Origin of the sequence: Streptomyces sp. NPDC002176, assembly GCF_044903645.1 — a bacterium.
Lineage (GTDB): Bacteria > Actinomycetota > Actinomycetes > Streptomycetales > Streptomycetaceae > Streptomyces.
In genome coordinates this window covers 318,081-332,673 of sequence record NZ_JBJDQW010000005.1, presented here as the reverse complement: position 1 = coordinate 332,673, position 14,593 = coordinate 318,081, and the positions used below count along the sequence as shown (strand labels likewise).

General features: G+C 73.4%; 13 protein-coding genes. 11 read left to right on the top strand and 2 right to left on the bottom strand.

Annotated elements, in window-relative coordinates:
* Positions 1-93 precede the first annotated feature (93 nt).
* From ACI2LY_RS24335 to ACI2LY_RS24325, 3 genes are read left to right on the top strand one after another with little or no spacing between them, the layout of a single operon-like run.
* The gene (locus tag ACI2LY_RS24335) at positions 94-918 is read left to right on the top strand and encodes a DUF5819 family protein (protein ID WP_404709027.1); all 825 of its coding nucleotides are present in this window, start codon (positions 94-96) and stop codon (positions 916-918) included.
* Positions 915-2,132, top strand: a complete 1,218-nt coding sequence (locus ACI2LY_RS24330; protein ID WP_404709026.1) for an HTTM domain-containing protein — start codon at positions 915-917, stop codon at positions 2,130-2,132. The genes ACI2LY_RS24335 and ACI2LY_RS24330 overlap by 4 nt, the downstream gene beginning before the upstream one ends.
* Positions 2,129-2,869 (top strand): TrmH family RNA methyltransferase, encoded by a 741-nt coding sequence (locus tag ACI2LY_RS24325; protein WP_404709025.1) that lies wholly within the window; start codon positions 2,129-2,131, stop codon positions 2,867-2,869. Before ACI2LY_RS24330 ends, ACI2LY_RS24325 begins: the two co-directional genes overlap by 4 nt.
* 11 nt (positions 2,870-2,880) lie before the next feature.
* Here the strand turns inward: ACI2LY_RS24325 and paaN are convergent, their stop codons facing one another.
* Complete coding sequence (gene paaN, locus ACI2LY_RS24320) at positions 2,881-4,572, bottom strand: phenylacetic acid degradation protein PaaN (protein ID WP_404709024.1); 1,692 nt, start codon at positions 4,570-4,572, stop codon at positions 2,881-2,883.
* 212 nt (positions 4,573-4,784) lie between these two features.
* On the opposite strand from paaN, the gene ACI2LY_RS24315 reads away from it, so the two are divergent.
* Both ACI2LY_RS24315 and ACI2LY_RS24310 read left to right on the top strand, forming a co-directional pair.
* A complete protein-coding gene (locus ACI2LY_RS24315) occupies positions 4,785-6,299 on the top strand; it encodes a 3-hydroxyacyl-CoA dehydrogenase (RefSeq protein ID WP_404709023.1) in 1,515 nt (504 codons plus the stop codon).
* Positions 6,296-6,883 (top strand): TetR/AcrR family transcriptional regulator, encoded by a 588-nt coding sequence (locus ACI2LY_RS24310; protein ID WP_404709022.1) that lies wholly within the window; start codon positions 6,296-6,298, stop codon positions 6,881-6,883. The genes ACI2LY_RS24315 and ACI2LY_RS24310 overlap by 4 nt, the downstream gene beginning before the upstream one ends.
* A gap of 15 nt (positions 6,884-6,898) precedes the next feature.
* On the opposite strand, the gene ACI2LY_RS24305 is transcribed toward ACI2LY_RS24310, so the two are convergent.
* Positions 6,899-7,396 (bottom strand): Lrp/AsnC family transcriptional regulator, encoded by a 498-nt coding sequence (locus tag ACI2LY_RS24305; protein ID WP_373310032.1) that lies wholly within the window; start codon positions 7,394-7,396, stop codon positions 6,899-6,901.
* A 175-nt stretch (positions 7,397-7,571) separates the two neighbouring features.
* Between ACI2LY_RS24305 and pdhA the strand changes: the two genes are divergently transcribed.
* The 6 genes from pdhA (at position 7,572) to ACI2LY_RS24275 (ending at position 14,550) form a co-directional block, all read left to right on the top strand.
* Entirely contained in the window at positions 7,572-8,717 is a 1,146-nt protein-coding gene (gene pdhA, locus ACI2LY_RS24300) for a pyruvate dehydrogenase (acetyl-transferring) E1 component subunit alpha (protein ID WP_404709021.1), read from the top strand.
* Positions 8,714-9,718, top strand: coding sequence for an alpha-ketoacid dehydrogenase subunit beta (locus ACI2LY_RS24295; protein ID WP_404709020.1), 1,005 nt, complete (start codon positions 8,714-8,716; stop codon positions 9,716-9,718). The genes pdhA and ACI2LY_RS24295 overlap by 4 nt, the downstream gene beginning before the upstream one ends.
* Positions 9,718-11,052, top strand: a complete 1,335-nt coding sequence (locus ACI2LY_RS24290; RefSeq protein WP_404709019.1) for a dihydrolipoamide acetyltransferase family protein — start codon at positions 9,718-9,720, stop codon at positions 11,050-11,052. The genes ACI2LY_RS24295 and ACI2LY_RS24290 overlap by 1 nt, the downstream gene beginning before the upstream one ends.
* A 65-nt stretch (positions 11,053-11,117) precedes the next feature.
* Positions 11,118-12,071 (top strand): NTP transferase domain-containing protein, encoded by a 954-nt coding sequence (locus ACI2LY_RS24285; RefSeq protein WP_404709018.1) that lies wholly within the window; start codon positions 11,118-11,120, stop codon positions 12,069-12,071.
* Entirely contained in the window at positions 12,068-13,456 is a 1,389-nt protein-coding gene (locus ACI2LY_RS24280) for a molybdopterin molybdotransferase MoeA (RefSeq protein ID WP_404709017.1), read from the top strand. Before ACI2LY_RS24285 ends, ACI2LY_RS24280 begins: the two co-directional genes overlap by 4 nt.
* Positions 13,453-14,550, top strand: coding sequence for a potassium channel family protein (locus ACI2LY_RS24275; RefSeq protein ID WP_404709016.1), 1,098 nt, complete (start codon positions 13,453-13,455; stop codon positions 14,548-14,550). Before ACI2LY_RS24280 ends, ACI2LY_RS24275 begins: the two co-directional genes overlap by 4 nt.
* The last annotated feature ends 43 nt before the right edge of the window (positions 14,551-14,593 follow it).

The window sequence follows — 14,593 nt, the reverse complement described above, 5'->3', positions numbered from 1 at the left end:
GCGGGTGCCAAGCGGAAGCAAAGGCGTCCGAGGACCAGGGGGCGCCTGTGACGGGCGCGTCGTCGACGGAGCGGAAGCGGGGGACGGGGCGGGATGGACGCGTACGACGAGGACTCGAAGGGCCCGTACGGGCCGGACGGGTCGGCCGGGGCGCGTCGCGCGGGGGCCCTCGACGGCCCTGGCGGACCGCCCGGAGGCAGCGGACCAGAGGGGGCGCCCGCAGAGACTGACCCCGCCAGCCCCGCCGACCCCGCATCGGAACCGGTGCCGAGTACCGGGCTGGCCGCGCTGTCGCCCCGCTACCGGCTCGTGGCGGGAGGCGCGCTCGCGGTGGTGGCGGCCGTCGCCGCAGTGCACCTGGGCATGGTGTTCTTCAGCCTCGCGCCCGCGAACACCGTGACCAAGCGGCACGGCAAGGCGGTGGAGGCGTGGGTGTACCCGGAGTTCGAGCAGAACTGGAAGCTGTTCGCGCCGAACCCGCTGCAGCAGAACATCGCCGTACAGGTGCGCGCCCAGCTCCGGACCCAGGACGGTGACCTGCGCACCACCGGCTGGACCGACCTGTCCGCGCAGGACGGCGCCGCCATCGACGGCAACCTGCTGCCCAGCCACACCCAGCAGAACGAACTGCGCCGCGCCTGGGACTTCCTCGGCACCACCCACGGCACGGACAACCGGCCCGTGGGCGTGCGCGGGGCGCTTTCCGAGCAGTACGTGCGCCGGATCGTGGTGCTGCGCCTGGGGCGCGACGAGGCGATCAGCCGGGTCGGGACGCTCCAGCGCGTACAGGTGCGCTCCCGCACCGTCAACGTGATCCCGCCCGGGTGGAGCGGGGAGAAGGTCTCCACCGCCCCCGCCTACCGGGTGCTGCCCTGGTGGACGGTGACCGGTGACGAGACCGAGGCGGGTACGCGATGAACCGGCTCTCCCAGGACTTCGCCCGCGGTGTCGAACGCGTCACCGGCTCGGCCCTCGGCCCGTACCAGAGTGCCGTGATCCGTATCGGGTTCGCCGGGACCTGGCTGCTGTTCCTGCTGCGCGAGTTCCCGCACCGCCGGGAGCTGTACGGTCCGGCCGGTCCCTGGAGCTGGAACCTGGCCCATCAGCTGATCGCCGAGAACCACGCCTTCACGGCGCTGATGTGGTCCGACGGGCGGCTGTGGTTCGAGGTCTGCTACCTCCTGGCGGTCCTGGCCAGTGCCGCGCTGCTGGTCGGCTGGCGCACCCGGACCGCCGCCGTGCTGTTCATGGTCGGGGTGCTGTCGCTCCAGAACCGCAGCGTGTTCATGGGGGACGGCGGCGACAACGTGCTGCATCTGATGTCCCTCTACCTGGTGTTCACCCGCTGTGGCCAGGTGTGGTCGCTGGACGCGCGCCGGGCGGAGCGTGCGGAGGCGGCACGCGCGCGTGGGGAGCGCGTTCCCGCCGACCGGGTGGGTCCGGTGCTGTGGGCGGTGTCCGGCGTCGTGCTGGTCACGGCCGCGCTGACCGGCCGCTTCACCGGCGACTGGCTGGTGCCCACGCTGCTGTGGACGGCGTGGGCCGGGCTCGGCCTGTGGTGGGCCGCGGGCCGCTGGGCGCGGTCGCCGCAGCCCCGGATGCTGCTCGACGTGCTGGCGAACGTGCTGCACAACGCCGCCCTCGCCGTGATCATGGCGGAGGCGTGCCTGATCTACGCCACGGCCGGCTGGTACAAGATCCAGGGCTCGCGCTGGCAGGACGGCACCGCCGTCTACTACCCGCTCCACCTGGACTATTTCTCCCCCTGGCCCGCCCTCGCCGACCTGATGTCCGCCAGCGGCGTCATCATGATGATCGCGACCTACGGGACGGTCATCGTGCAGGTCGCCTTCCCCTTCACCCTGTTCAACCGGCGGGTGAAGAACGTCCTGCTGGTGCTGATGATGACCGAGCACGCGGTGATCGCCGTCGTCCTCGGACTGCCCTTCTTCTCCCTGGCCATGATCACGGCGGACGCGGTCTTCCTGCCCACCGCCTTCCTGCTGCTGGTCGGCGGCTGGGCGGCACGCGCGCGTGGACGGCTGATACGGCGCGGCGGCGGGACGGGCCGGGTGCCGCCGCCCCGCGCCCCGGAGGAGGCCGACGCGGGGCACGTAGGGTTCACGGCATGACCGATCCCCTGAACCGCTGGCGCGAGCGCGCCGGGGACGCCGTGCTGTTGGACGGCTTCCACGCTCTCAAGCACGCGCTGCGTTTCGGGGCCGAGGTGCCCGTGGCGGTCACCACCGACCGCGCGGCCACGCTCGCCCTCGCCGGTGAACTCGCCGGGGACGTCAGGGACCCGCTGGACGCGCTGCTGACGGAGGTGCCGCAGGCGGTCTACGCCGCCCTGGTGCCCCGCCCGCATCCGACCGGCGTGGCCGCGCTCGCCGTACGGCCGTCCCGCGAGGCCAACCTCAAGAGGCTGGCCGAGCTGCCGCGCACCGCCCCCGTGGTGATGCTGGACGAGCCGCGTAACCTCGGCAACGCGGGCGCGGTGATCCGGCTGGCCGCCGGTTTCGGCGCGACCGGGGTCGTCACCACCGGCACCCTCGACCCCTGGCATCCCACCGTGGTGCGGGGCGGGGCGGGGCTGCACTTCGCCACCGCCGTGGAACGGCTCGGTGTCGAGGAGCTGCCCGCCGGGCCGCTGTTCGCCTTCGACGCCGAGGGCGACGACATCCGGCGGGTCGAGCTGCCCGACGACGCCGTGCTGGCGTTCGGCTCGGAGCGCAGCGGGCTCTCGGCGCCGCTGCGGGCCCGCGCCGACCGGCTGCTGGCGCTGCCCATGCGGCCGCAGGTCTCCAGTTACAACCTGGCCACCAGCGTGGCCATGACGCTGTACCACTGGAGCCTGCGCGCCGCCTGAGCCTCGGCTGCTCACGCCTCCTTGCGGACCTCCACCACGCGGAAGCGGTTCGCGACGTACGCGCCGTCGGTGAGGGCCGCGTTGGCCGCCGGGTTGCCGCCGGAGCCGTGGAAGTCGGAGAAGGCGGCGGTCTGGTTGACGTACACCCCGCCGGTGAGGTTCAGGGAGAGCTGGGCGGGCTCCTCCAGGCAGACCTCCTCGATGGCCCGCGCGACCTCGGGGTCGATGGTGTGGGCGCCGACCGTCATCGCGCCCTGCTCGCGGATCGTGCGCCGCAGCAGGTCCACGGCGTCGGCGGCCGAGTCGACGGCGACGGCGAAGGACACCGGGCCGAAGCACTCGCTGAGGTAGGCGGCCTCGGCGTCCGGCTTGGTGCCGTCCAGCTTGACGATGACCGGGGTGCGTACCACCGCGTCCGGGAAGTCCGGGTTGGTGATCTCGCGGGAGGCCAGGGCGACTTCGCCGAGGTCGGCGGCGGCCTCCAGGCGGGCCTTCACGTCCGGGTTGACGATGGCGCCCAGCAGGGCGTTCGCGCGGGCGTCGTCCCCGAGGAGGCCGTCGACCGCGCGGGCGAGGTCGGTGGTCACCTCGTCGAAGGACTTGTGGCCCTCGTTCGTGCTGATGCCCTCGCGCGGGATCAGCAGGTTCTGCGGGGTGGTGCACATCTGGCCGCTGTACAGGGACAGCGAGAAGGCGAGGTTGGCCAGCATGCCCGGGTAGTCGTCGGTGGACTCCACGATCACCGTGTTGACGCCGGCCTTCTCCGTGTAGACCTGCGCCTGGCGGGCGTTGGCCTCCAGCCAGTCACCGAACTCCGTGGAGCCGGTGTAGTCGATGATCCGGATCTCGGGGCGGGTGGCGAGGGTCTTGGCGATGCCCTCACCGGGCCGCTCGGCGGCCAGCGCGACCAGGTTGGGGTCGAACCCGGCCTCGGCCAGCACCTCGCGGGACACCTGGACGGTGAGTGCCAGCGGCAGCACCGCGCGCGGGTGCGGCTTGACCAGGACGGCGTTGCCGGTCGCCAGGGAGGCGAACAGGCCCGGGTAGCCGTTCCACGTCGGGAAGGTGTTACAGCCGATCATCAGGGCGATGCCGCGCGGGACCGGGGTGAAGGTCTTGGTCAGCGTGAGCGGGTCGCGCTTGCCCTGCGGCTTGCTCCACTCCGCCGTCTCCGGTGTGCGGGTCTGCTCGGCGTACGCGTACGCCACCGCCTCCAGGCCGCGGTCCTGGGCGTGCGGGCCGCCCGCCTGGAACGCCATCATGAACGCCTGGCCGCTGGTGTGCATGACCGCGTGCGCGAACTCGTGCGTCCGGTCGCTGATCCGCTTCAGGATCTCCAGACAGACCGCCGCGCGCGTCTCCGCGCCCGCGTCGCGCCAGGCGGCCTGCCCGGCGCGCATCGCGGGGAGCAGCACGTCGAGGTCCGCGTGCGGGTAGCTCACGCCCAGCTCGATGCCGTACGGCGAGACCTCGCCGCCCACCCAGTCGTCCGTACCGGGCTGGTCCAGGTCGAGTCGGGTGCCGAGGAGCGCGTCGAAGGCGGCCTTGCCCGCGCCCGCGTCCAGGCTGCCGTGCTCGCCGTACGCCTTGGGGTGCTCGGGGTGCGGGGACCAGTACGCGCGGGTGCGGATCGCTTCCAGGGCCTGATCGAGCGTGGGCCGGTGCTTGGCGATCAGCTCGTGTGCGGTCGGTCGGGCGGTCATCCGGGACCAACTCCTCGTCTGCGTGAACTCGTCGTCGAGCTCGTGACCTGGGCGTTTGGAGGGACGGCAGGGTGGCGGCGGGCGCGGTACGCGAAGCCTGCCGCCGGACGGTGGTGGGCTGCGGGCGGTCAGGGCTAGAGTAACCGAACGATCGGTCGGGACAAGGGGGTCCGCCGCATCTGTGGACAACGTCGTGCGGGAGGATCGCGCACATGACAGCTATCGACCTCAGCAGCCCCGTGGCCGTGGTCGGCACCGGCACCATGGGCCAGGGCATCGCCCAGGTCGCGCTGGCCGCCGGCCACCCCGTGCGGCTCCATGACACGGTGCCCGGACGGGCGCGGGAGGCCGCCGAGGCCATCGGCGCCCGACTCGACCGGCTCGTGGCCAAGGGACGGCTCGGCGCGGACGAACGGGACGCGGCGCGCGCCCGGCTCACGCCCGTCGAACACCTCGGCGAGCTGGCCGACTGCGCGCTGGTCGTGGAAGCCGTGCTGGAGCGGCTGGACGTCAAGCAGGAGCTGTTCCGGGCGCTGGAGGACATCGTCTCCGCCGACTGCCTGCTCGCCACCAACACCTCCTCCCTGTCGGTGACCGCCATCGGCGGCGCGCTGGCCTCCCCCGGCCGCTTCCTGGGCCTGCACTTCTTCAACCCGGCCCCGCTGATGCCCCTGGTGGAGGTCGTCTCCGGGTACGCCACCGACGTCACGTCGGTCACGCGCGCGTACGAGACCGCCCGGGCCTGGGGGAAGACCCCGGTGGCCTGCGCGGACACCCCCGGCTTCATCGTCAACCGCATCGCCCGGCCCTTCTACGCCGAGGCGTTCGCCGTGCTGGAAACCCAGGGCGCCGACCCGGCCACCATCGACGCGGTGCTGCGCGAGTGCGGCGGGTTCCGCATGGGCGCCTTCGAACTGACCGACCTCATCGGGCAGGACGTCAACGAGTCCGTCACCCATTCGGTGTGGAACTCCTTCTTCCAGGACGTCCGCTTCACGCCCTCGCTCGCCCAGCGCCGCCTGGTGGAGTCCGGGCGGCTGGGCCGCAAGAGCGGGCAGGGCTGGTTCGACTACGCCGAGGGCGCCGAGCGCCCCGAGCCGCACACCGCCGAGAAGGAGAAGCCGCCCGCGCACGTCACCGTCGAGGGCGACCTCGGCCCGGCCGCCGGACTGCTCCCGCTGATCCGCGAGGCGGGCATCCCCGTCCACGAGGAGGGCGAGGACCAGGGCAGTCGGCTGGCCCTGCCCGGCGGTGGGCAACTCGTCCTCGCGGACGGCCAGACCGCCGTGGAGTTCCGGGACGTCGTCTACTTCGACCTCGCTCTCGACTACCGCGCCGCCACCCGGATCGCGCTCTCCGCCTCCCAGGACACCTCCGCGCGCACCCTCGCCGAGGCCATCGGCCTCTTCCAGGCGCTCGGCAAGGACGTCAGCGTCATCGGTGACGTGCCCGGCATGATCGTCGCCCGGACGGTGGCCCGGATCGTCGACCTCGCGCACGACGCCGTGGCCAAGGGCGTGGCCACCGAGGCGGACATCGACACCGCGATGCGCCTGGGCGTCAACTACCCCCTCGGACCCTTCGAGTGGAGCCGCAGGCTCGGCCGCGGCTGGGCCTACGAACTGCTGGACGACCTCCATTTGCGCGACCCCTCCGGCCGGTACGCGCCGTCCCTCGCGCTCTACCGCCACGCGTACGCCACCGACAAGCGGGACGGCACTTCATGACCACCGCCAAGCGCGACACGTACACCCCCGAGACCCTGCTCTCGGTCGCCGTGGAGGTGTTCAACGAGCGCGGCTACGACGGCACCTCCATGGAGCACCTCTCCAGAGCCGCGGGCATCTCCAAGTCCTCGATATACCACCACGTCAGCGGCAAGGAGGAACTGCTGCGCCGCGCCGTCAGCCGGGCGCTGGACGGGCTGTTCGCCATCCTCGACGAGGAGCACGCGCGCGTGGGGCGCCCGGTGGACCGGCTGGAGCACGTCGTACGGCGCATGGTCGAGGTGCTCATATCCGAGCTGCCCTATGTGACGCTGCTGCTGCGCGTGCGGGGCAACACCGAGGCGGAGCGGTGGGCGCTGGAACGGCGCCGGGACTTCGACCACCGGGTGGCCGAGCTGCTGCGGGCGGCCGCCGCGGACGGGGACGTGCGCGGGGACGTGGAGGTCCGGCTGGCGACCCGGCTGGTCTTCGGGATGATCAACTCGGTCGTGGAGTGGTACCGGCCCGAGCCGGGCGGAGCGGGCGGGCGCGAGGTGGCCGACGCGGTGGTGCGGCTGGTCTTCGCGGGGCTGCGCAAGCAGTAGACGGGACACGCCGGGTCATGCGTCCGGCTCCAGGTCCTCCTCCTCGAACACCAGCAGCGTGCGGGTGCCGAGCACCTCGGGGATCGACTGGAGCCGGGTGAGCACCAGCTCGCGCAGCGCCCTGTTGTCCGGCGTGTGCACCAGCAGCAGTACGTCGAAGTCGCCGCCGACCAGCGCCATGTGGGACGCGCCGGGCAGGCGGCGCAGCTGTTCGCGGACCGTGCGCCAGGTGTTCTGGACGATGTTCAGCGTGATGTACGCCGAGGTGCCGTGCCCGGCCCGCTCGTGGTCGACGCGGGCGCCGAAGCCCCGGATCACCCCGTCCTCGACCAGCCGGTTGATGCGCGCGTAGGCGTTGGCGCGGGAGACGTGGACGCGCTCGGCGACCGAGCGTATGGAGGCGCGGCCGTCCGCCTGGAGGATCTTGAGGATGTCCTGATCTATGGCGTCGAGCGGTCGGGGCGGGGGTGCGCCGTTCGCTTCCACCGCCTGGGCCATTTGTTCAGGTGTCATGTCCCCCCGCTTCATCGCCGTGGACGTCCTGCATTCATTCCAGGCTGTGCAAAACCGTTTGTCCACAGCCTGAGGGGGCCGGTAGCCAAAATGCGCCGACGACCGAACAATCGGTAGGTGAGACGGGTCACAGCCGACCCGCCTCTCGTAGCCGCTCGCACGAGGAGGTGCCGTCATGACGGTCATGGAGCAGCGGGGCGCGTATCGGCCATCGCCGCCGCCCGCCTGGCAGCCCCGTATGGACCCCGCGCCGCTGCTGCCCGACGCCGAGCCCTATCGCGTCCTCGGCACCGACACGGCCGCCAAGGCCGACCCCGACCTGCTGCGGCGGCTCTACGCCCAGCTGGTCCGCGGCCGCCGCTACAACACGCAGGCCACCGCGCTCACCAAGCAGGGCAGGCTCGCGGTGTACCCCTCCAGCACCGGTCAGGAGGCGTGCGAGGTCGCCGCCGCCCTGGCCCTGGAGGAGCGCGACTGGCTCTTCCCGAGCTACCGCGACACCCTCGCCGTCGTCGCCCGGGGCGTCGACCCGGTGGAGACGCTCACCCTGCTGCGCGGCGACTGGCACACCGGCTACGACCCGCACGCCCACCGCGTCGCACCCCTCAGCACCCCGCTGGCCACCCAGCTCCCGCACGCCGTGGGCCTCGCGCACGCCGCGCGGATCAAGGGGGACGACGTGGTCGCGCTCGCCATGGTCGGCGACGGCGGTACCAGCGAGGGCGACTTCCACGAGGCGCTGAACTTCGCCGCCGTCTGGCAGGCCCCGGTCGTCTTCCTCGTGCAGAACAACGGCTTCGCCATCTCCGTCCCGCTCGCCAAGCAGACCGCCGCGCCCTCCCTCGCCCACAAGGCGGTCGGGTACGGCATGCCGGGCCGCCTGGTCGACGGAAACGACGCGCTCGCGGTGCACGAGGTGCTCGGCGACGCGGTGCGGCACGCCCGCGCGGGCGGCGGCCCGACCCTGGTCGAGGCGGTGACCTACCGCGTGGAGGCCCACACCAACGCCGACGACGCGACCCGGTACCGCGAGGACGACGAGGTCGAGGCGTGGCGGCGGCACGACCCCGTCCAGCTCCTGGAGCGCGAGCTGACCGCGCGCGGGCTGCTCGACGAGGCCGCCATCGAAGAGGTCCGGCAGGACGCCGAGGCGATGGCCTCCGACCTGCGCGAACGCATGAACCAGGACCCCCGGCTCGACCCGATGGACCTCTTCGACCACGTGTACGCCGAGCCCACCCCGCAGCTGCGTGAACAGCGCGCGCTGCTCGAGACCGAGCTGGCCGCCGAGCAGGACGACCAGGAAGGCGACCCGCGATGACCACCGTCGCCGTCAAGCCCGCCACCATGGCGCAGGCCCTCACCCGCGCGATGCGCGACGCGATGGCCGCCGACCCCTCCGTCCATGTCATGGGCGAGGACGTCGGCACCCTCGGCGGAGTCTTCCGGGTCACCGACGGACTCGCCGCCGAGTTCGGCGAGGACCGCTGCACGGACACCCCGCTGGCCGAGGCGGGCATCCTCGGCGCCGCCGTCGGCATGGCCATGTACGGACTGCGGCCGGTGGTGGAGATGCAGTTCGACGCGTTCGCCTACCCGGCGTTCGAGCAGCTCGTCAGCCATGTCTCCCGGATGCGCAACCGCACCCGGGGCCGCATGCCCCTGCCGATCACGGTCCGCGTCCCCTACGGCGGCGGCATCGGCGGCGTCGAGCACCACAGCGACTCCTCCGAGGCGTACTACATGGCCACCCCCGGCCTGCATGTCGTCACCCCGGCCACCGTCGCCGACGCCTACGGGCTGCTGCGGCAGGCCATCGCCTCCGACGACCCCGTGGTGTTCCTGGAACCCAAGCGGCTGTACTGGTCCAAGGACTCCTGGAACGCCGACCACCCCACCGAGGTCGAGCCCATCGGGCGCGCGGTCATCCGCCGTCCCGGCAGCAGCGCCACCCTCATCACCTACGGCCCCTCCCTGCCGGTGTGCATGGATGCGGCCGAGGCCGCTCGCGCGGAGGGCTGGGACCTCGAGGTCGTCGACCTGCGCTCGCTGGTGCCCTTCGACGACGAGACGGTCTGCGCCTCCGTCCGGCGCACCGGACGCGCGGTCGTCGTGCACGAGTCCACCGGGTTCGGCGGGCCGGGCGGCGAGATCGCGGCCCGGATCACCGAGCGCTGCTTCCACCATCTGGAGGCGCCGGTGCTGCGCGTGGCCGGGTTCGACCTGCCCTACCCGCCGCCGATGCTGGAGCGGCACCACCTGCCCGGTGTCGACCGCGTGCTGGACGCGGTGGCCCGTCTCCAGTGGGAGGCGGAGAACTGATGGCACAGGTACTGGAGTTCAAGCTGCCCGACCTCGGCGAGGGGCTCACCGAGGCGGAGATCGTGCGCTGGCTGGTGGCCGTCGGTGACGTGGTCGCCATCGACCAGCCGGTCGTCGAGGTCGAGACGGCCAAGGCGATGGTGGAGGTCCCCTGCCCCTACGGCGGTGTGGTCACCGCCCGCTTCGGCGAGGAGGGCACCGAACTGCCGGTGGGCGCACCGCTGATCACCGTCGCGGTCGGCTCCCCGGACCCGGTCGGCACCGCCGCCGAGGCCGAGGCCGAGGGCTCCGGCAACGTCCTGGTCGGCTACGGCACCCAGGCCCCCGCCCGCCGCCGACGCCGGGTACGCGCCCAGCTCACCGTGGCCAACGGCACCGCACCGGCGGCACCGGCACCGGCACCCGCACCGGTGCCGATCGCACCAGAACCCCCCGCCCCGCAGGGCCCCGTCCCCGTCATCTCCCCCCTGGTCCGCAAGCTCGCCCGGGACAACGGCGTGGACCTGCACGCACTACGCGGCACCGGCCCGGACGGCCTCATCCTGCGCGCGGACGTCGAGGCGGCCCTCCGCGTCGACGCCGCAACGCCCACTGAAGCCACGGCGTCCGCCGAGGTCCCCGCCGCCCCGCCCACCGCCCGCCCCGAAGGCACCCGCATCCCCCTCAAGGGCCTACGCGGCGCCGTCGCCGAGAAGCTCAGCCGCAGCCGCCGGGAGATCCCGGACGCCACCTGCTGGGTCGACGCCGACGCGACCGAACTCCTGCGCGCGCGGGCCGCGATGAACGCCGCCGGGGGCCCGAAGATCTCCCTGGTCGCGCTGCTCGCCCGCGTCTGTGCCGCCGCGCTCGCCCGGTTCCCGGAGCTGAACTCCTACGTCGACACCGAGGCCCGTAAGGTCGTCCAACTGCCGAGTGTGCACCTGGGGTTCGCCGCGCAGACCGAACGCGGGCTGGTCGTGCCGGTCGTCCGGGACGCCCACACGCGGGACGCCGAGTCGCTGACCGCCGAGTTCGCCCGGCTCACCGAGGCCGCCCGCGCCGGACGGCTGACACCGGCGGAACTCACCGGCGGCACCTTCACGCTGAACAACTACGGCGTCTTCGGCGTGGACGGCTCCACCCCGATCATCAATCACCCCGAGGCCGCCATGCTCGGCGTCGGCCGCATCGTCCCCAAGCCGTGGGTGCACGAGGGCGAGTTGGCCGTACGCCAGGTCGTGCAGCTCTCGCTCACCTTCGACCACCGGGTCTGCGACGGCGGCACGGCGGGCGGCTTCCTCAGGTACGTGGCGGACTGCGTGGAACAGCCGGCGGTGCTGCTGCGCACGGTGTGAGACGCCTCCCGGGCCGGGAGCCGGGCGGCGCCCGCCCCGGAGGCACTACCAGCCATACTCGAAGGGTGACCGACAACGCCCCGGCCGGACCTCCTCCGGCCGCATCCCCCGAGTCCAGCGCGCCCGCGCCCGCTCCGGCGACCGGCGTGCCGTACGACGCCGTCGTGCTGGCCGGGGGCGGTGCGCGCAGGCTCGGCGGGGCCGACAAGCCCGGTGTCCAGGTCGGCGGCCGGGCGCTGCTCGACCGGGTGCTGGACGCGTGCGCCGACGCGGCCACCACCGTCGTCGTGGCCGACCCCCGCGCCACCGCACGGCCGGTGCGCTGGGCGCGGGAGGAGCCGCCCGGCGCCGGACCCGTCGCCGCTCTCGACGCGGGGCTGCGGCTCAGCACCGCCGAGTACGCGGTGGTGCTCTCCGCCGACCTGCCGTTCCTCGGCGCGGACACCGTGCACCGGCTGCTGGCCGCCCTGCGGGACGGCGACGCCGACGGGGCGATGCTCACCGACGACGACGGCCGCGACCAGCCGCTGGTGGCCGCCTACCGCACCGCCTCCCTGCGCGGCGCCCTCGCCGACCTCGCCACCGAGCACACCGAGCACGCCGAGCACCGCGGTCTGACCGGCCTGCCCCTGCGCCGCCTGACCGCCGCCCTGCGCCTGACCCGGCTCACCGACCCGCTGGCCTCCTTCGACTGCGACACCTGGGAGGACATCGCCCACGCCAGGGCGCGGATCAGGGAGCATGGGCACGTGCTGAACGAATGGATCACCGCAGTCAAGAACGAGCTGGGCATCGAGCTCGACGTCGACACCCGCGTCCTCCTCGACGCGGCGCGCGACGTCGCCCACGGCGTGGCCCGCCCCGCCGCCCCGCTCACCACCTTCCTCATCGGCTACGCCGCCGCCCAGGGCAAGGGCGACGCCCAGTCCATCGCCGAGGCGTCCGCCAAGGTCGCCGACCTGGCCATCCGCTGGGAGGCCGAACACAACGGGGGCGGGTCCGCCCCGGACGCCGGATGACCGCCTCCGGCACCCACACCGGGCCGCACGCCGGGAACGGCGACGACCTCGACGTAGAAGAAGCCCTGGCACTGGTCCGCGCGCCCAAGGCCGACCGGGCCAACTCGACCGGACGGACGGACCACGCGTCCGCCCGCCGGGCCGGGCACCCCGAGCACCCGCATCCGCACCCGCACGGCCACGAGGGTGCCACCCCCTGGCCCCGCGCCCGCGAGATCGCCGCCCGGGCCGCTCGCCGGGCCACGCGGCGCCCCGCCGTCTCCGTCGCCCTCGGCGACGCCCTCGGGCTGGTCCTCGCCGCGCCCCTGGACGCGCTCAGCGACCTGCCCTCCTTCGACACCTCCGCGATGGACGGCTGGGCCGTCGCCGGACCCGGGCCCTGGCAGATCCGCGACGGCGGTGTGCTCGCCGGGCACGCGCCCCCCGAGCCGCTCACCGACGGCGAGGCGGTCCGGATCGCCACCGGCGCCCGCGTCCCCACCGGAGTCACCGCCGTCCTGCGCAGCGAGCACGGCCGCACCGGCCCCCAGGACCGGCTGCACGCCACCAGCGAGACGAGCCACGGCCAGGACATCCGGCCGCGCGGCCAGGAGTGCCGTCGCGGTGACCAGTTGCTGCCCACCGGCACCCTGATCACCCCGGCCGTGCTGGGCCTCGCCGCCGCGGCCGGGTACGACACCCTCGCCGTCGTCCCCCGCCCGCGCGCCGAGATCCTCGTCCTCGGCGATGAACTCCTCACCGAGGGGCTGCCGCACGACGGGCTGATCCGGGACGCGCTCGGCCCGATGCTGGCGCCCTGGTTGCGCGCGCTCGGCGCCGAGGTCATCGCCGTCCGCAGGCTCGGCGACGACGCCAAGGCCCTGCGCAGGGCGATCACCACCTCCCGCGCCGACCTGATCGTCACCACCGGGGGCACCGCCGCCGGACCCGTCGACCATGTCCACCCCACGCTGGACAAGATCGGCGCCGAACTCCTCGTCGACGGTGTCGCGGTGCGCCCCGGCCACCCCATGCTGCTGGCCCGCGTCAAGGCGGACCAGCACCTCGTCGGGCTGCCCGGCAACCCGCTCGCGGCCGTCTCCGGACTGATCACGCTCGCCGAGCCCCTGCTACGGGTGCTTGCCGCCCACCCGGCGCCCGAGCCGTACCGGACGCCGCTCAGGGAAGCAGTGCAGGGACACGCGCACGACACCCGGCTGGTGCCCGTGGTGTTGCGCGGGGAGCGGGCCGTACCGCTGCACTACAGCGGGCCCGCCATGCTGCGCGGGATCGCCACCGCCGACGCGCTGGCCGTCGTCCCGCCGGGCGGGGCGGCGCCGGGTGCGGAGATGGAATTGCTGGACCTGCCGTGGGACACGGCCGGAATCGGGGTGTGTTTCACGTGAAACTTCCGGGCCATGACGCCATAGCCCGCCAGGCAGGCGAACATCTGGTGCCCTCGCGGGTGAAGCTCCCGAGGAAGGCGGTGGAACGCCCCATACGCCAGGTCGCCAAGCGCCTGGTGATGGCGCTGGTGGTGCTGGTGGCCACCGCGTTCGTCGTCTACGCGGACCGCAGCGGCTACCACGACAACTCCGACGGTCCCGTCGACCTGCTCGACGCGTTCTACTACGCGACGGTCACCCTCTCCACCACCGGGTACGGCGACATCACGCCGGTCAGCGACGGTGCCCGGCTCGTCAACATCCTCGTCGTCACCCCGCTGCGCGTGCTCTTCCTGATCATCCTGGTCGGCACCACGCTGGAGGTCCTCACCGAACGCACGCGTGAGGAATGGCGTCTCAATCGCTGGAGGTCCACCTTGCGCGACCACACCGTGGTCATCGGCTTCGGCACGAAGGGGCGCTCGGCGATCCAGACCGTCTGCGCGACCGGGCTGAAGAAGGAACAGGTCGTCGTGGTCGACCCCAGTTCCAAGGCGATCGAGGCGGCCACCGCCGAGGGGTTCGCGGGTGTCACCGGCGACGCGACCCGCAGCGAGGTGCTGCGGCGCGCGGAGGTGCACAAGGCGCGGCAGATCATCATCGCCCCGCAGCGCGACGACACCGCCGTGCTGGTCGCCCTGACGGCTCGCCAGCTCAACCGCGGCGCCAAGATCGTGGCCTGTGTCCGCGAGGAGGAGAACGCCCCGCTGCTCAAGCAGTCCGGCGCCGACGCGGTCATCACCAGCTCCGGAGCGGCGGGCAGGCTGCTCGGTCTGTCCGTGCTCAGCCCCGCCGCGGGCATGGTGATGGAGGACCTGATCCAGCAGGGCAGCGGCCTGGACATCGTGGACCGCCCGGTGGTCCGTGCCGAGGTGGGCCGCAGCCCGCGCGAGGCGGAGGACCTCGTGGTCAGCGTCGTACGCGGCCACCGGGTGCTCGGCTACGACGATCCGGCCATCGGCGAGTTGCAGCTCACCGACCGGCTGATCACCATCGTCCGGGCCAGCCCCTCCGCGCATGTCGCCCCGCACGCGCGTCCACTGCCGGGCGACTGAGCGGGCCACCAGGACCGCGGTCCGGTCGGGGAGTAGCGTCGCG